We start from the raw sequence: 20,195 nt of genomic DNA, 5'->3' as shown, positions 1-20,195 counted from the left end.
TGTGCTGACGCTTCTGAAGGACAACGGCCCGTTGCGCGTGCTCAGCACCGCACGGGTCGTTTCTGTTGTCGGGGATGCGCTCAGCCTCGTCACGTTGATGGTGCACGTGCAGTCCGTGCTGGGGAAGGCCATCGCGGTGGCGGCACTGCTGCTCGTGGGCGACTTCGCACCGTCGTTGCTCAGCCCGCTGACGGGCGTCATCAGCGACAGGTTCGACCGGCGCACCGTCATGATCGTCTGCGAGGTCGCGCAGGGCGTCCTGCTGGCGATCATCGCGTTCACGCTGCCGCCGTTGCCGGTCCTGCTCGCGCTGGTGGGCGTGCGGGCCGTCATCGGGCAGGTCTTCATCCCCGCCTCGCGGGCGGCGGTGCCGAGCCTGGTCGCCTCGAAGGACCTCGCGCAGGCGAACACGGCGCTGGGACTGGGATCCAACAGCGCCGACGTCATCGGGCCGTTCCTCGCCGCCGTGCTGCTGCAGTTCATGGACACCCGTGGCGTGCTGCTCGTGGACGCGGTCTCGTTCGGTCTGTCGGCGTTGTTGTTGCTGCGCCTGCCGAAACTCGTGGTGCCGGCCGAGTCGGGGGAGACCCTGTTCACCGACGTGAAGGCCGGGGTGAGCGAGATCTGGCGCAACCGTGCGTTGCGGATCGTGTTCCTCGGCTTCTGCGGTGTCGTCGCGTGCACCGCCATCGACGACGTCGCGGTGCTGCAGCTGACGATGGGGGTGTTCGGCGAGTCGGAGAGCGTGGCCGGCGTCGTGCTCGGTGCGGTGGGCGTCGGTCTGCTGCTCGGCTATGCGTTGCTGGCCAGGGGTTCCGCGCGGTGGGGCATGGTCGCGCTGCTCGTCACCGGGTTCCTGATCAGCAGTGCCGGCAACCTGTTCACCGGTCTGGCGTGGGGCGTCGCGTCCGCGTTCGCACTGCAGGCCGTGCGGGGACTGGGGATCGCGGCGATGGACGTCGCGCACAGCACGCTGGTCCAGCGGCTCGTGCCGGGCGACCGGACGGGCAGGGTGTTCGGCAACTTCTACGGCGGGATCGGTGTGGCGGCCGCGGTGTCGTACGTCGCCGGTGGCCTGCTCATCGACGTGCTGGGGCCGCGGCTGATCCTCGTCATCGCGGGTGGCGCCGGGATTTTGGTGTCGTTGTGGGTGGTTGCCGCTTCACGCGCAAGAGGTGTTGAGTGGGAATCAGCCTCTTGAGGGGAGAAGGCGATGTGGGGGAAACGCATTGCTGTTCTTGCTGTTGCGTTGCTGCTGACCGGATTGACCGCCTCCGTCGCGCGGGCGGGCACCGGGGTCGTACCCGCGTCGACGTCGTGGACGTCCGCTGACCGCGGGTTCGTCCTGGGCCTCGACACGTTGTGCCAGACCGCGAACTGCCCGCAGCTCGTCCGCACGTTCGACGGCGGCGCGTCGTGGACGCGGGTGAAGACCCCGGCGCTGTCCGTGCCGGAGACCGACCGGCTGCGGGTGCTGTTCGCGAACGACGCGGCCGGGCTGGTGACCGACGGCGAGCAGCTGTTCGTCACCGGCAACGGCGGCACGCGCTGGGAACCGTCCGGGATCAAGGGAACGGTGGGGGCGCTGGGTTTCGACAACGCCGGGTTCCTCGCGGTGATCTACGACGGCACGTCGTCGCGGTTGTTCCACCGCGAGCTGTGGTTCGGCTCGTGGCAGCCGGTGCCGGGCGTCGAGGTCGAGGGCAGGGCGTTCGGTTCGATCGCTCCTGGTCAGGTCTCGCTGTCGACGATCGGCGTGGAGAACCGGTACTGGACGCGGTCACCGGCGGGCTGGCTGGAGGAACCGGCGCCGTGCACGGAGTTCTCGGCCACCCGGCTCGGCACCCTCGGCGCCGACCGCCATGCGTTGTGCAGCTTCGATCCCGGCTTCGGGAACATGACGAAGGAACTGCGTCAGGCCGTGGGCGGTGGGCCGTTCAAGACCGTGAGCGTGCCGCCGCGCGAGGGCATCACCACGGGCTTCGCGGTGTCACCGGAGGCGGCGCTGGTGGCCGCGACCGGACGCGACTGGTCGTTCGTGCACCGCGGATCCGGCGAGAAGTGGGACACGCCGCTCACGCTCGGCGGACCGCCGCTGGAGGACCTGGCGTTCTCCGACGCGCGGCACGCGACGCTGGTGCGCGGCGGGCCCGGCCAGGAGTTCGCCGGGCTCTACCGGTCGGACGACGCCGGACTGACCTGGACGATCTTGTCGGTGTAGCTCGGTACGCTCGTTCTCATGGAGCCCTACGACCACGGCATGCTCGACGTCGGCGACGGCAACCAGATCTACTGGGAGACCGTTGGCGATCCCGGTGGCAAGCCTGCCGTGTTCCTCCACGGCGGTCCCGGCGGCCCGGCGAAGGGCGCCCGGAAGTCGCTCGACGCGGCCAAGTTCCGGATCGTGATCTTCCACCAGCGCGGGTGCGGCCAGAGCACGCCCCACGCGAGCGATCCGGCCGCGGACATGGGCGTCAACACCACCGAGCACCTGATCGCGGACATGGAGCAGCTCCGCGAGCACCTCGGCATCGAGAAGTGGTTGCTGTACGGCGGTTCCTGGGGCACGACGCTCGCGGTCGCCTACGCCCAGCGGCATCCCGGGCGCGTGTCGGAGATGATCCTGATCGCGGTCACGCTGTCGTCGCAACGCGAGCTGGACTGGCTCTACAAGGGCGTTTCCCGGTTCTTCCCGGAGGCCTGGGCCCGGTTCAGCGCGCATGCGGGCGGCGCGCCCGACGTCGTCCGCGCGTACGCGGAGCTGATGGAGAGCCCGGATCGCGGTGTCCGGGAGCAGGCGGCGCTGGAGTGGTGCCGCTGGGAGGACACGGTGCTGTCGCTGGAGAACTTCGGCAAGCCGGACGTGTTCGCCGACCGTGCGTCCGACGAGGTGATCGCACTCGTGCGGATCATCGCGCACTACTACTCGCACGGCGGTTTCGTGGACGACCTGCTGAGTGGCGCCGGCAAGCTCGCCGGCATCCCGGCCGCGTTGATCCACGGCAGGCGCGACATGAGCTGCCCGGCGGACACGGCCTACGCGCTCGCGCAGGCGTGGCCGGACGCCGAGCTGACCCTCGTGGACGACAGTGGCCACAAGGGCAGCCCCGCCTTCGGAGAGGCGATCGGGGCCGCGGTCAGGAGGTTCTCCCCATGACACAGCGGAAACCGCCCGGAACGGGCTTCGAGTCGTGGATCGACAGGCAGATCCGCGAAGCCCAGGACCGCGGCGAGTTCGACGACCTGCCGGGAGCCGGAAAACCGTTGCCCGGCGCGGGTGAGGCGCTCGAGGAAGACTGGTGGATCAAGAGAAAGGTCCGGGAGGAAGAGGGCACGACAGGGGTGCCCCCTTCCCTGCTGTTGCGCAAGCAGGCCGAGACCGCCAGGGCCCGCGCCCTGGCGGCCGAGACCGACACCGAGGCACGCGCGATCATGGACGAGATGAACGCACGAATCCTCGACGCGCTGCGGAAACCGTTGTCCGGTCCGCCGTTGAACCTGATGCCGTTCGACGTGGACAAGCTGTTGCGTGAGAGGAAGGGGATCTCACGCGATCGATGATCAGCTCGCGTTGATGTCGATGCAGGAGTAGAACGCCATCGGCGTGTCAGCGATGTTCCACACGGCGAGGACCTTGTGCCGGCCCGCCGAGCCCACGTTGACGGTGTGCGACACGCTGGCCGGGGGCTGCTGGTTGTTGCCGCTGAACGTCGCGACCTTGCGGCCGTCGACGAAGTAGTCGTAGTCACGCGTGCGGTGCCGCGCGGTGAACGTCCAGTTGAACGTCACCGAACGGCCGGTGCTGGTGACCTTCCAGCCCTTGTTGTCGTTGCTCAGCTCCGCGAACTGCGACAGGTTGGCGTGGCAGCTCTGCAGACCCTTGGGACCCTCCACCGACTGCGGCTCCCACCGGATCGCACCGCAGTTCAGGGCAGCGTTGCTGGCGCACTGCGCCTGACGGCTGGCAGGTGAGTTCACGTAGCCGTGCGCGAACGCCGTGCCGGAGGGGAGTGCCACGACGATCAACGGTGCAGCGAGAACGCCGGCCATGGCGGCCGTAACCTTGCGTCCAATCTTCATGTGTCTTCCTTTGCCTTGATGTGTGCGTACTCCCGTTACATCGCGGCGGCGACTGAAGGTCTAGACCATACCGCGCGTAATCGCGGGGCCACAAGACGTGTCTGACAGATCAGTCGGGTCTTGTCCTGTCCAGCCGAACATTGCGGTGTCCAGGGCAAGTTTGCGGTGCTTGCTACGGCGTCCGAGCTAGTAGGGCGTCGCGGCTAAGTTGTGCTCCGTTGAGCAGGGCAGAGGGCTGGGCGGTGTGGTCGCTCGTTACCGAAAGCCGCGGATGGTCGCGCTCTCATGCGCATTTGCCGCCGAGTTGGCGGTAGAAAACTGCCGGCGCAATCGTTTGCTGATCACCTCAAGTACCGCCAACCGTGCAGGTGACAGCTATGAGAGCGCGATCTTCATGATCGAAGCCCGGCCACCTGCCGGCGCCCCTCCCACTCGTCACTAATCCAAGAGATAGCTGCGACACACTACTAGTTTGCGGGCCGCCACACGTTCTGCCTGAAGTTGGCGCATTCTCAACAACCGCGTTGGTTCCTTGCCAACGGCCTGTAGCGCCTGTACCCAGCCTCAAGGTCAGGGCAAGCATGCCGCGACCTTGAGGCCACCCATGTGCCACGCCGTAGTCAGGCGGCCTCCAGGACGAAGAACATGAAGCTCAGGAAGGCCCCGGAGGGGAACCTCGCCATCTCGTCGGGAAAGAGTTCGTGGGCTTCCGGCGCCGGAGGCGGCTCGCTGATGACGGCGGTGCGGAAGCCTGCTGCGGTGAAGGCATCGGTCATCGCGTGCAGCGGCCGGTGCCAGTAGGTGAGCACGGCCTTCTGGCCGTTGAAGTTGTACTCGTCGGACCACTTGGTGGTCGCGAAGTAGTCAGTCTCGCGATGCACCATCTTGAGGAGGATGGGGTGGTTGACGACCACGATCAGCCGGCCACCGGGCTTCAGCACCCGCCTGAGCTCAGCCAGAGGTGCGGTCCAGTCCTCCAGGTAGTGCAGCACCAAAGCGGCGACGGCGTCGTCGAACGCGCCGTCGGGGTACGGCAGCGGGCCCGTTATGTCGGCGACCCGCAGGTCCACGTCGTCGCCGAGCCGCTGCCGGGCCAGCTCCACCATCTTGGCGCTGCGGTCGAAGCCGCTCACGACGGCTCCCCGATCACGTAGCGCCGCGGACACAGGACCAGCACCGCAGCCGGCGTCGAGAATTCGTCGACCGGCCACGTCGCCGGCCAGGTCCACGATCGCGGGCCGGACGTAGTAGGCGTTGAGGAGGCTGTTCTCGTTCTCGGCCGTGTACGCCTCGGCGAAGCCGTCGTAGTCGTTCTCCACGGCCACATCGGCGATGACGGCGGAGCTCTCGGGAATGGCAGGCATGTTCCCCATACTGCACAGTGATCAATCAGGGTGCCAGGAGATCATCTCCCTCGCCAATCGCCCGGTCCGGGACACCGCGATCGAGCCGATTCCCTGGCCTCCCCGACCACGACAGACGGTTCGTTCCCGCCCTGGCCCTTGGCCAACATCGACGACCCAGGGCCAGGAATCCGCAAACTAGCCCTGGACAACAGCCGTCCGCATCCGTCCGCGCTACCTTGCGGACCGCAGCTCACAGATCTGCACCACCGCAAACTTCAGCTGGACGAGACAGGGTCTGTCGTCGGGCGGCGCGAGCGCCGCCTCACCGTCTCCGACAAGTGCCTCCGGACAATCCTGGCCCGAAGCGACGAACACGGGGGCTCGTCCCTCCGACCGCGGCCGCGTGATGCCTCCTGGTTTGTCCAGACCCTCACCGCGACCCTTCTGAGTCGACTCAAACCGGTGACGTCCGCGATGACGTGGCCTGGACCGGACGCGCTCGAACTCGACGCCAACAGAGTCCGCTGGTTGTAGGTGTCCGGAGGCACTTGTCAGGGCCGCTGAGGTTGCTGCGCCCGCGCGAGCGGCTGGCGTCACGCCGCCCGGTGCCCCGCTCCGCGCGGGAACAGGCAACCGCCGGGCAGCTTCTCCACGAAGGCCCCTTCGTGGTCGGTTCGGCGTAACGGCGATGGCTTGGTCGGCGAGCCTGGTGGTGTAGCCGGGAGGTGGACCGTTGCACGTTGATGACCATCCGGGGCGTGACGGGGGCGCCGTCCGTGGGCGTGGCGTGCTCGAAGGCGGATTTCGGCTGCTCGACCTCCTCTCCCGTGCAGAGGGCGGGATGGGGTTGTCACGACTCGCCCGCGAGTCCGGCCTGCCCAAGGCCACCGTGTACCGGCTGGTGGAGCAGTTGGTGGAACTGGGTGCGGTGCAGCGGTACCGCGAGCGCTACTTCGTCGGGCACCTGCTGTTCCGTCTGGGCACCGCGTGGCAGCCGTTCCCCGGGTTGCAGCGAGCGGCACGCGAACCGGTGCGGCTGTTGTCGGCCCTGACGTCGACTGCGGTCGTGGTGACCGTGCTGCACGATGACCGTGTCCGGGTCGTCGTCGGCACCCGTGGTCTGGTCATGGACCTACCCCGAATCCACCCGGCCGACGAGTTCCCCATCAGCACGGCGACCGGCAAGGTGCTCCTGCTGGCCGGTGCACCTGCGGCCGAGGACGTGCCTGCCGGACTTCCGGCCGACGAGTGGCGGCGGGCGCGTGAGGAGTTCCGCCGCACCGGATCGGTGGTCGTCGACCGGCACGAGGTCGTCGCCGGGATGTGCTGCGTGGCCGCACCGGTTCGCCGCGCGGACGGCACGCTTGTCGCCGCGGTCGGCGCGATGGCGGTGAACGAGCGCGTGCCGCCAGGGCTGGACGACCTGGTGCGGCGGGCGTCCTTGGAGATCACCCGCAACCTCCAAGCCGGGTGACCCGGTCCGCTCAGCGAACCGTTCGGTTTCCCGGCGCAGGCACAGCGACGGACCCTTCCGACACCCACGTGAAGGGAGAACTCCGATGACGCACCAAGGGAACTACCCGTCGCTTTCCCTCCAGTCGTACAACTACCCGACCAGGTACGTCCGTCACCGCCACTTCCTCGGCGAGCTGACCGAAATCTCGACCGACCTCGACAAGAACGACGCCACCTTCCTCGGGGGACGCGGCGGCCGCAACCCGGTCGTCGGTGAGAGCGTGGCGTTCGAGGCGTGCAACTGGCGGGGGTTCTACCTGCGGCACCAGGGCTTCGACGTCAAGCTCCACGAGGAGCGCCCTGTCATCGATCCCGACCGGCCACCGACCTACCGCACCCCCGAATCCGACCTGTTCCACGCCGACACCGGTTTCCATCTCGTACCTGGGCTGGCGGACTCGACGTGCGTGTCGATCCGATCGGTGAACCACCCCGACCGCTACATCCGCCACCGCGGCTTCAAGCTCTACCTGGAACCTGCGAACGACGACCTGGCCCGCGCCGATGCGACCTTCCGCATCACCGACGGACTGGTCCCCGGACCGCCCCGCCCCGACATTCGGTGAACCCCGGCCGGGACGCGGACCAGGATCCCGGCGGTGTGCTGACGGAGGGTGAGAACCACCGTCTCAGCAGGCGGCCGGTTCCCGCCCGCCGGAATCGGTGTTCGCGCAGTTCAAACCGGTTTGTGAGCGGTATTGCATTTCTCGGGCGACATTTGTTCGCATTGCCGCCGCTCCTAGAATCGCGCGCATGTGGTGGTCGGTCGACTCGCGAACTCGTCTGGTGGGACGAGAGCGGGAACTGACCACCGTGCGACGGCTGCTGCGGCGGCACCGGCTGGTGACGCTCGTCGGGCCCGGTGGGGCGGGGAAGTCGAGGCTGGCGGCCGAACTGCGCCTCGGCGACGCCGTCGTCGAACTGGAGCCCGTGCGCCGGCCGGACCTGCTGTGGCACGTGATCGCGTTCTCGCTGAACGTGTGGGAGGAACCGGATTCGCCGCTGCACGAGACCGTGCAGCGCGCGCTGGCCGATCACCGCGTCCTCGTGCTGGACAACTGCGAACACGTGATCCGCGAGGCCGCCTCGGCGGTGGCGGAGTTGCTCGCCGCGTGCCCGCGCCTGCGCATTCTGGTGACCAGTCGCGAACCCCTCGACCTGGCCGGGGAGATGTGCGTCGAGATAGGCCCGCTGTCTCCGGCCGACGCGCGGCAGTTGTTCGTGGAATGCGGTGGTGCCCCGGAACTCGCCGACTCGGTGCGGGACCACCTGCCGCTGGCGATCGAACTCGCCGCGGCCCGCACCGACGTGCCCGCGCGCCACCGCACGCTCGACGCCGTGATCGGGTGGAGCTACGACCTGCTGTCGCCGGCCGAGCGGTCCGCGTTGCGCAGGCTCTCCGCGCTGATCGGCGACTTCGACCTGAACCTGGCCGCCGCGGTGTGCGGCGACCGGGCGGACGTCGTGCAGCTGATGGCCTCGTTGCGCGCCAAGTCCTTGGTGGTGCGCTCGCCGTCGTCGTCGAGCGCACGGTTCCGGATGCTCGAGTCGATCCGCCTGTTCGGCCTGGCGCGGCTGGAGGAGAGCGGCGAGGCGGACGCGACGTTCGACCTGCTGGTCGACTCGCTGGCCGGGACGATCCAGTCCATCTCGGCGGCACCGGTGATCACGTCCGGGATGGACATGTGGCTGGCGAGCCAGGAACACCAGCTGCTGCAGGCCGTGGCGCGCGTACCGCGCACCGACCCGCGCCACACGTGGCTCGTCGCGGGCGTCGTGCACGTCTGGTACCTGCACCGCTCCTACAGCGAGGCGATGCGCATGGCTTCCACCGCCCTGGCGCACGGTCCGCTGACGTCGCACGCGGAGTTGCTGCTCTTCCGCGCGGCCTGGCTGGCCGGCTTCACCGGCGACGACGCGGCCGCACTGCGGTACGCGGAGGCCCTGGTCGCCCACCCGGCCATGAGCCAGCCCGCCTGGGAGGCCCGCGGGTGGAACACCCTGGGCTACGCGCGAGGGATCAACTCCGACCTCGCCGGCGCCCACACCGCCAACGAACGGTCGGTGGCGGCAGCGCGTTCCCTGGGCGACCCGGAACTGCTGATGACGTTCCTGAACAACCACGCCTGGCTCCTGATGCGCCTGGACGACCTGACCGCCGCACTCGCGGCCGCGCTGGAGTCGCTGTCGCTAGGCGTCCTGGACGGCTTCCGCCTGATGGCCTCCCGCCACACCGCGGGCGTGATCGCGCTGGCGGCGAACGACGTCGACCAGGCCGAGCACCACTTCACGATCGCCCTGCGAGTGGGCGCCCCCGCGGCCGTCTCGGAGGCAGGACTGCTCGAAGGTCTGGGCATCGTGGCGGCACACCGCGGCGACGCCGACCGCGCCGTGGTGCTGATGGCCGCCGCAGCCGCCACCCGCAGGACACGGGGCTCCCGCCAGGAGGAGCCCTGGAACCGCATGGTGGCGGACGCACGCGAGCGGGCACTGTCCTCCGCCGGGCCACGGCGTGCGTCGCGGGCTTGGTCGCTGGGCGAGCGACTCGACCACGCCGGACTGCTCGCGTACGTGAGTACCCCGCGGCAGGACGGGCCGCTGACCGCGCGGCAGCGGGAGATCGCGGACCTCGTGGCGGACGGGCTGACCAACACCGAGATCGCGGTGCGGCTGGGAATCTCGGTCGCGACGGTGCGGTCGCACGTGACGCAGATGCTCTCGCGGCTGGGGCTGAGCTCGCGGACGCAGCTGGCGGCGCGGACCGCGCGGACGGCGAGGGCGCGGTGAGCCGGCGCGTCGGACCTGTCGGCGTGGACGCGATGAGCGGGTGCGTCGGACCTGCTGGTGGTGTCAGGAGTAGGGGATACGCCGAGCGGGGTGTCGGATCTGCTGGGGGCGGTGCCGCGGTGAGCGGATGTGTCGAACCTGTCCGCAGTGCTGCGGGCGACGGCACGACGGGCCGGAGTGTCGGACCTGCTGGCTACGGTGGGACGCGGGGGACCCAAAACCGAAGGGGACCCCTGCGCGAGCCCGCCCAGCGGAGCCCGGGCGGCGCCTCGTGACGTGTGCGGAGTGCGGCACCAGGCTGACCACCACCGCCAAGTACTGCTCCGGCGCGTGCCGTCAGCGCGCGTACCGCAGGCGGGCCCGCGATGTCGTGCCCGCCTCGCCGCGCCTCGACACCTTCGCGGGCCGCACCACCGAGCTGGCCGAGCTCACCACTCTGCTGGGGCGCAACAGGATCGTCACCGTGACCGGGCCGCCCGGCGTCGGCAAGTCGCGGCTCGTGCACGAGGTGGTCGCGAACCGGCAGCACGTGCAGATGGTCGAACTGGCAGGGGGCAGAAGGGTTCCGGACCTCCTCGCCGACGGCCCGCGGCCCGGTTTGCTGGTGCTGGACGGCTGCGAGCACGTGCTGGCCGACTGCGCGAACCTCATTGCCGCGCATCCCTCGCTTCGTGTGCTCGCCACCAGTCACGAGGCGCTGCACGTGCCGGGGGAGCAGGTGTACCGGCTGAAGCCGCTCGGGGCGCGCGACGCGAAGCGGTTGTTCGTCGACCGGGCGGTGGCGCTCGACAGCGAGTTCGACGAGAACGCCTCGCTGCTGGACGTCGTGTGCGCGCGGCTGGACCGGTTGCCGCTGGCGCTCGAACTCGCGGCGCGGCTGGTTCGCGTGCTGACGCTGGAGGAGATCGTGGCGCGGCTGGACGACCGGTTCGCCGTCCTGACGACGGGGCCGCGGGACGCTCCGGCGCACCACCGGTCGTTGCACGCCGCGTTCGACCGCTGCTACGAGTTGCTGACCGAGGGCGAGAAGGTCGCGCTGCACAAGTTCGCGCTCATGCCGGGGACCGTCGAGCAGGAGATGGCGGAGCGGCTGCGGTCGCGGTCGTTGCTCGAACCCGACTTCACGATGCTCGAGTCGGTCCGGCAGTTCGCGTTGCCGGGGGTGTCGGTCACGACGTCGCGCCCGCAGGCCGAACCGGAGGAGGCCGCGCTCTCGTGGCGTGACGAACGGCTGCTGCGTGTCGCCGCGATGGTCGCGGAAGGCCTGACGAACAAGCAGATCGCGGACGGGCTGCACGTGTCGCTGCGGACCGTGGAGGCGGACGTGCGCGACCTCAAGTCCGTGCTGGGCGTGCGGTCGCGCGCCCAGATCGCCGCCTGGACTACGCAGGCGTGACTTCCTTCTCGGCGGCCTTGGCGAGCCGCTTCTTCACGATGAAGACACCGGCGACGCCGAACACCACGGCGATCGCGAGGCCCGCGTAGGAGAAGCCCTTCAGCCACTTCTCGGCCACCACGCCGAGGTAGTAGACGGCCGCCGTCGTGCCGCCCGCCCACACGATCCCGCCCGACGCGTTCGCCAGCAGGAACTTGCCGTAGCTCATGTGCATCGAACCGGCCAGCGGCCCGGCGAGAATGCGCAGCAGTGCGACGAAACGGCCGAAGAACACCGCCCACGCACCGCGTTTCTGGAACACACGGCGGGCGTGCGAGAGCTGCGTTTCTCCGAAGTGCTTGGGGAATTTCCGGCCCATCCACGCGAACAACCGCGGTCCGCCGCGCCGCCCGATGAGGTAACCGAAGTTGTCGCCGATGATGGTACCCGCGCTCGCCCACACACCGATCCACAACGGGCTCAGGTCGTCGTGCTGCGAGGCCATCAGCGAGGCGGTGACCAGCACGATCTCGCCCGGTAGCGGGATGCCGAGCGATTCGAAGCCGATCACCAGGCCGACGATCACGTACACGAGCAGGGGTGGGATGGCTTCGAGCCACTGTTCGACGGGCACTTCGCAACCCTAGCGCCAGCGCCGTTCACGAGCCGCACTCGCGGAATGGTCGCCACCGGGGCGACCTGTGCTGTCCTTCTATTCGGTGCCGCAATTACGAAAAGGCCCTGGCGAGCTTTATGTCCGATTTCGGCGATGGCAGCCGGATCAGTCGCGCTCTTCGGTTGCTGATCAAGGCCGGTGCCCGCTGGCTGAACCGGACGCGGCGCGAGGCCGTACGCCCGGACAGGAGGTGAGGAGCCGAATGCGCATCCTCGGAGTGCTGCTAGGGATCCTGCTGCTCGCCGGCTGTGCGGAGAAGACACCGACACCGGAGAGGTTCCAGTTCACCGCCAAGACCTTGGAGGGCGCGGAGTTCCGCGGCGACAAGCTCGTCGGCCAGCCCGCCGTGCTCTGGTTCTGGACGCCGTGGTGCCCGGCGTGCAACGCCGAGGCGGAGACGGTCGAGGCGGTGGCCAAACGGCACGGCAAGGTCCAGTTCGTCGGTGTCGCGGCGGAGGACCAGCTCGACGAGATGAAGAAGTTCGTGAGCGACCACAGGATGTCCGCCTTCCCGCACCTGGCGGACCTGGACGGCGCGGTGTGGAAGCGGTTCGGCGTCACCGCGCAGCCGGCGTTCGCGTTCGTGGGCGTCGACGGCTCCGTGGAGATGCTCACCGGCTCGCCCACCGAGGAGCAGCTGAACCAACGAGTTTCCTCTTTGGTACCAAAGACTTGATCGTGGTGACATCGGCAGGTCCCGTCTCCTCGGTCCAAAGTCCCTGCACTGTCGGGACCAACGCCCGGTTCGCCGCCGCGGTCGGAAACGTACCGTCGAACCGGCCGCGTGGCGGTGCCGCACGGCTCGAGGAGGCAGGTGTCGATGGACTACATCCAGGTCTCGCTCGCGGAGGCGATTCCCGAGCAGGCCAGGGAGTACGCGTCCGCGCGGATCGGCTCGCTGGACCGTTACGCGCCGGACCGCGTCGACTTCGCTTGGATCAACCTGACCTCGGACAAGGCCGTGATCCACGCGCACGCCCGGCTCGAGCTCAAATGGGTCGAGGTGCAGGCGTACGCGGAGGGTGAGACGGTCACCGAGGTCATCGACCTGGTGCGGGAACGCATGCGCCGTCAGCTCGTTTCGATGCAGGACGTGCTCGCGCACAACTGACCCGGCCCACCACCCGGCGGCGGACGGGTGGTGGGTTCAGCGCACCTTCTTCACGGTCCCCCGCGCCGTCCACCTGCACGACGTCTCCCGTGGCGATGCGGGTCGTCGCGTTGCCGCAGCCCACCACCGCCGGGATGCCCAGCTCCCGCGCCACGATCGCCGCGTGCGACAAGGGCGCGCCTACATCGGTCACGACGGCCGCGGCGCGGGTGAACAACGGCGTCCTCGGACACGGTCAGCACGGTGTCGTGCCGGCCCGCGAACGACAGCCCCGCCAGGTCCTCCGCGGTGGCCGACGACCGCACCGCCACCGGTCCGCCGAGCTCGCGGAACGCCTCCAGCACACCCGTCCATCGACCGCTCGCGGTAGGCGCGGGTCGTGAGGTGGAACCCGGCCGGCACCGGCAGGCCCGCGCGGACGAGCCTCGCCAGCGACTCACCCTTGCCGCCGGCCACGGCCAGCACGGCTCGCGGGTCGTCGAGCGGGAGGATCAGCGGGATCATGTCGCCATGGTCGTCGAAACAGGCCTGCCCTGTTCGTACAAAGGGTGAAAGGAGACCACCATGACGCAGAAGTACCTGCTCAGCATCTACCAGCCCGACGGTGAGATCCCGCCGCCCGAGGTGCTCGGCCCCATCATGGCGAAGCTCGGCGCGCTGAACGAGGAGATGCAGGCGAAGGGCGCCTGGGTGTTCGCCGCCGGCCTGCACCCCCCGTCGACCGCGACCGTGCTCAGGGAGAAGGACGACGACGTGCTGATGACGGACGGGCCGTTCGCCGAGGGCAAGGAGCACGTCGGCGGCTTCACGGTCATCCAGGCCGCCGACCTCGACGAGGCGCTCGAGTGGGGCCGCCGCCTCGCGGGCGTGCTCAGCCCGTTGTCGATCGAGGTCAGGCCCGTCGCGTCCTGATGATCGAAGAGGTCTTCCGGGCCGAGTACGGCCGTGCGGTGTCCGTCCTGACCCGTCTCCTCGGCGACATCGACCTCGCCGAGGAGGCGGTGCAGGACGCCTTCGCCACGGCCGTGCTGCGGTGGCCGGTCGACGGCGTCCCACCGGCTCCGGCCGGGTGGATCATCACGACCGCCCGCAACCGCGCGATCGACCGGTTGCGCCGGGAGGCCAAGGGCCGGGAGAAGCACGCGCAGGCGGCACTGCTGACCCGCGAACCGGAAGAGCAGGAGGTGGGGGACGTGCCCGACGACCGCCTGCGGCTGATCTTCACCTGCTGCCACCCGTCGCTGGCGCTGCCCGCCCAGGTCGCGCTGACGTTGAAACTGCTCGGCGGTCTGACGACGGCGGAGATCGCCAAGGCCTTCCTGGTACCGGAACCCACGATGGCGCAACGGATCGTGCGCGCGAAGGGCAAGATCCGCGCGGCCCGCATCCCGTACCGGGTGCCGCGCGACGCCGACCTGCCCGACCGCCTGAAGGCCGTGCTCGCCGTCGTCTACCTCGTCTTCAACGAGGGCTACCTCGACCGGGCGGCGCTCGCGGAGGAGGCGATCCGGCTCGGCCGGGTGCTCGCGGCGCTCATGCCGGACGAGCCCGAGGTGTGGGGGCTGCTCGCGCTGATGCTGCTCGTCGAGTCCCGGCGGGAGGCACGGCTGCGCGACGGCCGGATCGTCCTGCTCCAGGACCAGGACAGGGCGCTCTGGAACGCGGAACTGGTGCGGGAGGGCCAGGACCTCGTGCGCCGCTGCCTGCGCTGGAACCGGCCCGGCCCGTACCAGCTCCAGGCCGCGATCAACGCCGTGCACAGCGACCCGCCGACCGACTGGCACCAGGTCGTCGCCCTCTACGACCAGCTGATGTCGTTCACACCGAGCCCGGTCGTGGCCCTGCACCGCGCCGTCGCCCTGGCCGAGACGGAAGGCCCGGAGCGGGCGTTGCCGGAGGTCGACGCGCTCGATCTCGACCGCTACCACCTGTTCCACGCCGTGCGCGCGGACCTGCTGCAACGGCTCGGGAAAGATCCGGCGGCGGCACTGGAGGCCGCGCTCGACCGGGCTGAACACCCGGCCGAACGCGAGCTCCTGGGCGAACGGCTACGGGTTCTCCGGCTTGCGGCGGCGGACCAGGAGGATCGCGCCGACGACGACCGCTAGCCCGATCAGGATCCACACCCAGACCGGCACGCCACCGGACTCCGACGACGTGCTCGACGGGGGAGCGTTCGACACCGGCGCGCTCGGCGTCACCGACGACGGCGGGGCACTGGCCGACGTGGACTGCGCCACGACGGTCATCGTGAAGCTGAACGTGCCGTTGACGGTGTCGCCGTCGTCGGACTTGGCCGACCAGGCGACCGTGTGCGCGCCGGACCTGGCCGCCGCGGTGTCGATCTTCGCCGTGATCGTCCTGTCGACGGCCTGCACCTGGGTGACCGGCAGCTTGGTGCCGTCGGCCGCCGTGACGGTGACCGCGTCCCCGTCCGGCAGCTGGACGGGCGCGCTGAACACCAGCTCGACCTGCTCGGGCGGAGCCGCCAGGGCCGCGCCGGACGCCGGATTGCTGCTCTTGAGCTCGGCGTGGGCCTGCGCGGGGACGACCACGGTCGTCGCGGCGAGCAGTGCCAGTACGAGCACGCTTAGGTAACGCGTCACGTGCGCAGCGTAGTGGCTTTGTCGATCAGTCCGGCAGCCTCCGAACCGCGAACCGGCCTCACCCCACCGGCCGTGGGACCCGCGGCGTCACCGGGACGAACGACAAGCCGGTCGCGACCACTGCGGCCACCGCGGCGGCGAGCACGGGCACGATGGGCTCCACCTCGTACAGCAGCGCGCCCAGCGTCGGCGCGACGACGAACGTCAGCCCGCTCGTGGTGGTGACCAGCCCGGCGATCAGGCCCTGGTGCCGGGGCCCGACGCCGAGCGAGACCGCCGCGGCGAACCCGGTGAGCGCGAGACCCACACCGACCGCCACCACCAGGATCGCCAGTGTCATCAACGCGGAGGACGGCGCCACCGCGAGCAGCACGTACCCGGCCACCGACACGGGAGAACCGATCCGCATCAGCCGGGCCGGGGACCACTTCAGCAACGGCACGAGCAGTCCCTGCGACAGCACGAGGCCGATGACGGAGGCGAACAGCACGCCCTCGGCGCTGCCCGTGGTCTCTCGCAGTCTCTCCGTGGAGAGGTACACGACGAAGATCTGCGCCATCCCCAGTGACAGGTGCAGGAAGAAGCCGGTGCCGAAGGCGGGTACCAGCAGCAGCGGCTGGACCTGCACCGGTTCCCCCGCCTGCGGAGCGAGAGGCTTCATGGTGACGAGGACCATGAGCGAGAGCGCCAGCGCGACGACGGGTGCGACGTACAGCGGCAGCCACAGGGACGCCACCGCGAGCGCGCCGCCGACGACCGGGCCGATCACGGTGCCGAGGCTCTGAGCGGCACCGACGAAGCCCATGGCTCGGGTGCGCGCCGTCTCGCCGTGGGTGGAGAGACCGGCGACGGCGAGCGCGGTGACGAGCACCGCGGCGAGGCCCGCGCCGAACAGCACGGAGCGGAACACCAGCACGAACGCGAACGCCAGGTCCGGGGTCAGCGTCTCGTCGAGGCCGAACGCGACCGCCGCCGCGAAACCGGCGGGCCCGGCCACGCACAGCACGAGCCCGGCGAACAGCACGGGACGCGGTCCCACGGCGTCGAACAGCAGTCCCCAGAGCACGCTCGCCACGGTGATCGTCACGGAGGTGACCGTGAACACCAGGCTCAGCTGGAACGCGGTGAGCGCGAGTTCGCGGACGAGCGGGGCGATGACGGCGGTGAGCATCTGGTGCACCGAGTACATGACCAGCAACGCGGCCAATAACGGCGTCAAGGATCTCGGCATGCTCTTCCCCCTGGAGTCGCGGCGGAGCAGTGAGGGTAGTTCAAGTTGATGAACGATTGGTTTGGCGGCGGATGTACTCGGGTAACCGGCTCCCTAACTGATCATCTGACCGAGGAGCGGTTTGGCTCGCGACCAGGCAGCCACGACGGGCGATGCGGCGGATCTGCCCCTGGGCAGGCAACGACCGTCACTCGCGGCCGTCCGCCGCTGGGTACGGCTGGAGTTGACGGGCGAGGACACCGACGCCGTGGCCGACGTGTTGCTGGTGGTGAACGAGCTGGTCAGCAACGCCTACCGGTACACGTCGGAACCGTCGTTCTTGCGCGTCGTCGTCGAACAACACAAAATCCGCATCGAGATCGCCCACGACGCCCGTGCCCATCCGCCGTTGCGCAAGGTGTCCCGTCCGCAGCGCGGGTACGGCCTGGTCCTGGTGGCCCGGCTGTCCGACCGCTGGGGTGTGGACAGGGCTCACGGCGGCACTGTGGTCTGGGCCGTTCTTCCGAGGGAAGCGTGATGGAAGGCCGGCAGGTTTCGATGTGTGCGCTCTGGGGTACGGAGGCACGTGCCTTGAACCAACAGGGCGCGGGGAGATGCTGATGGGTATTGCAGGACGGTCCACCGAACGACTGGACCTCGTCCTACCGGAGGGTGTTCTACCGCTCGCGAACGTGCGCGCGGAAGTTCGTCGTCTCCTGAGAGGAATGCACGAGAACGTCGTGGTCGACGTGATGGTGGTGGCCACGGAACTCGTGAGCAACGCCTACCACCACGCCGCCCCGCAGCGACGCGCGCGCATTCTGTGCCTGCCGGAGCGCGAGGTGGTGAGGGTCGAGGTCGACGACGGGACGCCCGGCCGTTTCCCGCAGCTCGGGCGGATGGGCTTCCTCGGACGCAGACAGCGGGGTTTGTTGCTGGTCAACGGCCTGGCTCAGGTGTGGGGGCACAACCGGTTCCCGGACTCCAAGACCGTGTGGGCGGACGTGTCGTCCGTCAGGTGAGGGTCCTGACGACGTAGGCGGCGGCTTCGGCGACGAGAGCCTCGTCGTGTTGAACGTCCGCCGTGGACTTGCTGGACATGATCGCGATCAGGACCGGCTCCCGGCCGGGTGGCCACACGACCGCGATGTCGTTGACCGTGCCGTGCGCGCCGGTACCGGTCTTGCCGGCGACCCTGCTGCCCGCCGGTACTCCGGCCCGGATGCGCTTCGCCCCGGTGACCGACCGTTCCAGCAGGCCGGTCAGGAAGTCGCGCTTCACCGGTTCGAGGGCGTCGCCGAGCACGATCCGCTGGTAGTCCGTGCCGAGCGAGCGCGGGGTGGCGGTGTCGCGCGGGTCGCCGGGCGTGGCCGAGGTGATGTCGGGTTCGATGCGATCCATGCGGGTCTCGGAGTCGCCGAGCTCGCGCAGGTACCTCGTGAGTTCCGCCGGGCCGCCGAGATCGCGCAGCAGCAGGTTGCCCGCCGTGCCGTCGCTGTGGCGGACCGCGGCGTCGCACAGGTCGCGCAGGTTCATGCCGGTCCGGACGTTCTGCTTGGTGATGAACGAGCTCCTCATCAGATCGGCCTCGGTGTAGGTGACCACGGTGTCCAGATGCGACATCGGGTTGCGGTGCAGAACGGCCGCCGCGGCAAGGCCCTTGAACGTCGAGCAGAACGCGAACCGTTCGTCCGCCCGGTGCTCGATCGTGCTGCCGTTGTCGCTCATCGCGTAGACGCCCAGCCGTGCGTCGAACTTCTTCTCCAGTTCGAACAACGCGTCGTGCCGCACGGGCGCCGCATTCGTCGTCGTGGTCGTCGTGGCCGGTGGTGCCACGCTGATCGGGTCTGTCGTTCGTGGAGTCGCGCACCCGGCGAGCGGGAGCAGGGCGAAAGTTTTCAGGACTGTGCGTCGGGCGGCCACCCGTTCACACTATTCGGTCTCGATGAGGCGCCACGGGAGCGGCGTTCTAGGGTGGGAGAATGAAGGTTCTGTCCATCCAGTCCGTGGTCGCTCACGGCCACGTCGGGAATTCCGCGGCCGTGTTCCCGCTGCAGCGCATCGGGGTCGAGGTCGTCCCGATTCCCACGGTGAACTTCTCCAACCACACCGGTTACGGTGCCTGGCGGGGGCCGCTCATCCCGCCGCCGGACGTGGCCGAGATCCTGCTCGGGGTGGAGGAGCGCGGGATCTTCCCCCAGGTCGACGCCGTGCTGTCCGGCTACCAGGGCGGGGCGGGCATCGCCGACGTGATCGTCGACGCGGTGCGCAGGGTGAAGGCGGCGAACCCGGCGGCGGTCTACGCGTGCGACCCGGTCATGGGCAACGCCAAGTCCGGGTGCTTCGTGGCGCCCGAGATCCCCGAGCTGCTGCGCGACCGGGTCGTGCCGGTGGCCGACATCATCACCCCGAACCAGTTCGAGCTGGGGTTCCTGACCGGCACCGAGCCGGTGAGCATCGACTCGACGCTCGCCTCCGCCGACCTCGCCCGCGCGATGGGCCCGTCGACCGTCCTGGTCACGAGCGTCGAGCGGCAGGACCGGGAGGAGGGCACCATCGAGATGCTCGTCGTGGACGGCGCCGGGGCGTGGCTGGTGACCACCCCGCACCTGCCGTTCAAGGCGAACGGGTCCGGCGACGTCACGGCCGCGCTGTTCACCGCCCACTACGTGCAGACGAAGGACGCGGCGGTGGCGCTGGAGCGCACCGCGTCCAGCGTCTTCGACCTGATCGACCTGACCTACCGCTCCGGTGAGCGCGAGCTGCGGCTGGTGCAGGCCCAGGAGTTCTACGCGGCGCCGCGGATGCAGTTCAAGGCCGAGCAGGTGCGCTGAGCCGGAGACCCTGCATCGTGAGGTGTGCGCGGTCGCCGCGCAGGACGACCCACGACCGTTCGACCGGCGCACCGCGGAGGTCGTGGCCGAGCCACGCGACCGACAGCAGAGGTGTGGCGGGACGAACGTCGAGCAGCCGGGCGACGCGAGGGGTGGCGAGAGCCGTCGTGCACCACGGGTGGACGTCGCCGAACCGGATCTCGTAGGCGTCCGAGAGGAACTGCCGCAGCGGGGTCGTGCCGTCGTAGCGCTCGGCGAAGCCGGGGAACCGGGAGGCGCGCAGGCAGGTCGACCGCACGCCGACCGGTTCGTCCCTGCGCACGAGGACCGACTCGACGTTGATCACGTCCTGCGCACCGCTGGTCCTGACCACGACCTGTTCGCGTGCGGCGAGGTCCTGCACCAGCGCGTCGAGGCCGATGCGGTGGACCTGCTTGCGGGGTGCGACGGCCGTGCCCTGCCGGCCGGCCCCGCGGATGAGCCTGCCCTCCAGCACGAGCTCGTCCAGTGCCTTGCGGATGGTGGTGCGGGACATGCCGAACACGTCCGAGAGCTCGCGTTCCGGTGGGAACGGGGTGTTGTCGGGCAGTTCGTTCACCAGGTCGAGCAACCTGGTCTTGGCCTGGTAGTAGCGCGGGATCGCGGGCACACCCCG

General features: G+C 69.6%; 24 protein-coding genes and 1 pseudogene. 15 read left to right on the top strand and 10 right to left on the bottom strand.

All coding sequences use genetic code 11. The annotated features are described in order from the left end of the window. The first annotated feature begins 1 nt into the window (after position 1). From SK571_RS31500 to SK571_RS31485, 4 genes are read left to right on the top strand one after another with little or no spacing between them, the layout of a single operon-like run. Positions 2-1,201: an MFS transporter gene (locus SK571_RS31500; protein WP_319987723.1), complete on the top strand. Its 1,200-nt coding sequence runs from the start codon at positions 2-4 to the stop codon at positions 1,199-1,201. A 12-nt stretch (positions 1,202-1,213) separates the two neighbouring features. Beyond that, the gene (locus tag SK571_RS31495) at positions 1,214-2,221 is read left to right on the top strand and encodes a beta propeller repeat protein (protein WP_319987722.1); all 1,008 of its coding nucleotides are present in this window, start codon (positions 1,214-1,216) and stop codon (positions 2,219-2,221) included. A gap of 18 nt (positions 2,222-2,239) precedes the next feature. Beyond that, positions 2,240-3,157: a prolyl aminopeptidase gene (gene pip, locus SK571_RS31490; RefSeq protein WP_319987721.1), complete on the top strand. Its 918-nt coding sequence runs from the start codon at positions 2,240-2,242 to the stop codon at positions 3,155-3,157. Further along, positions 3,154-3,561, top strand: a complete 408-nt coding sequence (locus tag SK571_RS31485) for a DnaJ family domain-containing protein (protein WP_319987720.1) — start codon at positions 3,154-3,156, stop codon at positions 3,559-3,561. Before pip ends, SK571_RS31485 begins: the two co-directional genes overlap by 4 nt. On the opposite strand, the gene SK571_RS31480 is transcribed toward SK571_RS31485, so the two are convergent. Beyond that, positions 3,562-4,080 (bottom strand): lytic polysaccharide monooxygenase auxiliary activity family 9 protein, encoded by a 519-nt coding sequence (locus tag SK571_RS31480; protein WP_319987719.1) that lies wholly within the window; start codon positions 4,078-4,080, stop codon positions 3,562-3,564. A 620-nt stretch (positions 4,081-4,700) separates the two neighbouring features. Continuing rightward, a complete protein-coding gene (locus SK571_RS31475; RefSeq protein ID WP_319987718.1) occupies positions 4,701-5,444 on the bottom strand; it encodes a class I SAM-dependent methyltransferase in 744 nt (247 codons plus the stop codon). A gap of 715 nt (positions 5,445-6,159) precedes the next feature. Between SK571_RS31475 and SK571_RS31470 the strand changes: the two genes are divergently transcribed. The 4 genes from SK571_RS31470 (at position 6,160) to SK571_RS31455 (ending at position 11,124) form a co-directional block, all read left to right on the top strand. Continuing rightward, a complete protein-coding gene (locus tag SK571_RS31470) occupies positions 6,160-6,900 on the top strand; it encodes an IclR family transcriptional regulator (protein ID WP_319987717.1) in 741 nt (246 codons plus the stop codon). A gap of 85 nt (positions 6,901-6,985) precedes the next feature. Continuing rightward, complete coding sequence (locus SK571_RS31465) at positions 6,986-7,507, top strand: AbfB domain-containing protein (RefSeq protein WP_319987716.1); 522 nt, start codon at positions 6,986-6,988, stop codon at positions 7,505-7,507. 187 nt (positions 7,508-7,694) lie between these two features. Next, positions 7,695-9,728, top strand: coding sequence for a helix-turn-helix transcriptional regulator (locus tag SK571_RS31460; RefSeq protein ID WP_319987715.1), 2,034 nt, complete (start codon positions 7,695-7,697; stop codon positions 9,726-9,728). A gap of 271 nt (positions 9,729-9,999) precedes the next feature. Beyond that, a complete protein-coding gene (locus SK571_RS31455; RefSeq protein WP_319987714.1) occupies positions 10,000-11,124 on the top strand; it encodes a helix-turn-helix transcriptional regulator in 1,125 nt (374 codons plus the stop codon). Here the strand turns inward: SK571_RS31455 and SK571_RS31450 are convergent. Beyond that, on the bottom strand, positions 11,111-11,737 hold the full coding sequence (locus SK571_RS31450) for a DedA family protein (protein WP_319987713.1): 627 nt from the start codon (positions 11,735-11,737) through the stop codon (positions 11,111-11,113). The two genes, SK571_RS31455 and SK571_RS31450, sit on opposite strands and share 14 nt — an antisense overlap. Positions 11,738-11,981: 244 nt before the next feature. Between SK571_RS31450 and SK571_RS31445 the strand changes: the two genes are divergently transcribed. Next, on the top strand, positions 11,982-12,455 hold the full coding sequence (locus tag SK571_RS31445; protein ID WP_319987712.1) for a redoxin domain-containing protein: 474 nt from the start codon (positions 11,982-11,984) through the stop codon (positions 12,453-12,455). Between the two features lie 144 nt (positions 12,456-12,599). Further along, positions 12,600-12,890, top strand: coding sequence for an HPF/RaiA family ribosome-associated protein (locus SK571_RS31440; protein WP_319987711.1), 291 nt, complete (start codon positions 12,600-12,602; stop codon positions 12,888-12,890). Here the strand turns inward: SK571_RS31440 and SK571_RS31435 are convergent. The 3 genes and pseudogenes from SK571_RS31435 to SK571_RS31425 form a co-directional block, all read right to left on the bottom strand. After that, positions 12,820-13,053, bottom strand: a pseudogene (locus tag SK571_RS31435) (PEP-utilizing enzyme); the annotation flags it as partial. The gene SK571_RS31440 and the pseudogene SK571_RS31435 overlap by 71 nt on opposite strands. Then, positions 12,941-13,195, bottom strand: a complete 255-nt coding sequence (locus tag SK571_RS31430) for a PEP/pyruvate-binding domain-containing protein (protein ID WP_319987834.1) — start codon at positions 13,193-13,195, stop codon at positions 12,941-12,943. The pseudogene SK571_RS31435 and the gene SK571_RS31430, both read right to left, overlap by 113 nt. After that, positions 13,080-13,394 (bottom strand): hypothetical protein, encoded by a 315-nt coding sequence (locus SK571_RS31425; RefSeq protein WP_319987835.1) that lies wholly within the window; start codon positions 13,392-13,394, stop codon positions 13,080-13,082. The genes SK571_RS31430 and SK571_RS31425 overlap by 116 nt, the downstream gene beginning before the upstream one ends. A gap of 60 nt (positions 13,395-13,454) precedes the next feature. Between SK571_RS31425 and SK571_RS31420 the strand changes: the two genes are divergently transcribed. Both SK571_RS31420 and SK571_RS31415 read left to right on the top strand, forming a co-directional pair. Then, on the top strand, positions 13,455-13,802 hold the full coding sequence (locus tag SK571_RS31420) for a YciI family protein (protein WP_319987710.1): 348 nt from the start codon (positions 13,455-13,457) through the stop codon (positions 13,800-13,802). Next, entirely contained in the window at positions 13,802-14,998 is a 1,197-nt protein-coding gene (locus SK571_RS31415) for an RNA polymerase sigma factor (protein ID WP_319987709.1), read from the top strand. The genes SK571_RS31420 and SK571_RS31415 overlap by 1 nt, the downstream gene beginning before the upstream one ends. Here SK571_RS31415 and SK571_RS31410 read toward each other — a convergent pair. Together SK571_RS31410 and SK571_RS31405 are read right to left on the bottom strand one after the other, a co-directional pair. Further along, positions 14,939-15,496, bottom strand: a complete 558-nt coding sequence (locus tag SK571_RS31410; RefSeq protein ID WP_319987708.1) for a copper resistance CopC family protein — start codon at positions 15,494-15,496, stop codon at positions 14,939-14,941. The two genes, SK571_RS31415 and SK571_RS31410, sit on opposite strands and share 60 nt — an antisense overlap. A gap of 58 nt (positions 15,497-15,554) precedes the next feature. Continuing rightward, complete coding sequence (locus SK571_RS31405) at positions 15,555-16,727, bottom strand: MFS transporter (RefSeq protein WP_319987707.1); 1,173 nt, start codon at positions 16,725-16,727, stop codon at positions 15,555-15,557. A gap of 121 nt (positions 16,728-16,848) precedes the next feature. Between SK571_RS31405 and SK571_RS31400 the strand changes: the two genes are divergently transcribed. Both SK571_RS31400 and SK571_RS31395 read left to right on the top strand, forming a co-directional pair. Continuing rightward, positions 16,849-17,244 carry an ATP-binding protein gene (locus SK571_RS31400; protein WP_319987706.1) on the top strand — a complete coding sequence of 132 codons (396 nt, stop codon included), beginning with the start codon at positions 16,849-16,851 and terminating at the stop codon, positions 17,242-17,244. Between the two features lie 76 nt (positions 17,245-17,320). After that, positions 17,321-17,728 (top strand): ATP-binding protein, encoded by a 408-nt coding sequence (locus SK571_RS31395; RefSeq protein WP_406602065.1) that lies wholly within the window; start codon positions 17,321-17,323, stop codon positions 17,726-17,728. Here SK571_RS31395 and bla read toward each other — a convergent pair. Beyond that, positions 17,721-18,629: a class A beta-lactamase gene (gene bla, locus SK571_RS31390; RefSeq protein ID WP_406602064.1), complete on the bottom strand. Its 909-nt coding sequence runs from the start codon at positions 18,627-18,629 to the stop codon at positions 17,721-17,723. The two genes, SK571_RS31395 and bla, sit on opposite strands and share 8 nt — an antisense overlap. Before the next feature lie 59 nt (positions 18,630-18,688). Between bla and pdxY the strand changes: the two genes are divergently transcribed. Further along, a complete protein-coding gene (gene pdxY, locus SK571_RS31385; RefSeq protein ID WP_319987703.1) occupies positions 18,689-19,540 on the top strand; it encodes a pyridoxal kinase PdxY in 852 nt (283 codons plus the stop codon). Here the strand turns inward: pdxY and SK571_RS31380 are convergent. Beyond that, complete coding sequence (locus SK571_RS31380) at positions 19,518-20,189, bottom strand: GntR family transcriptional regulator (RefSeq protein WP_319987702.1); 672 nt, start codon at positions 20,187-20,189, stop codon at positions 19,518-19,520. The two genes, pdxY and SK571_RS31380, sit on opposite strands and share 23 nt — an antisense overlap. Positions 20,190-20,195: the final 6 nt, after the last annotated feature.

It is taken from the genome of Lentzea kristufekii (assembly GCF_033949925.1).
Taxonomy (GTDB): Bacteria; Actinomycetota; Actinomycetes; order Mycobacteriales; family Pseudonocardiaceae; genus Lentzea; species Lentzea kristufekii.
Note: the sequence above shows the minus strand (reverse complement) of the source record. Positions and strands in the feature narration are given on the sequence as shown.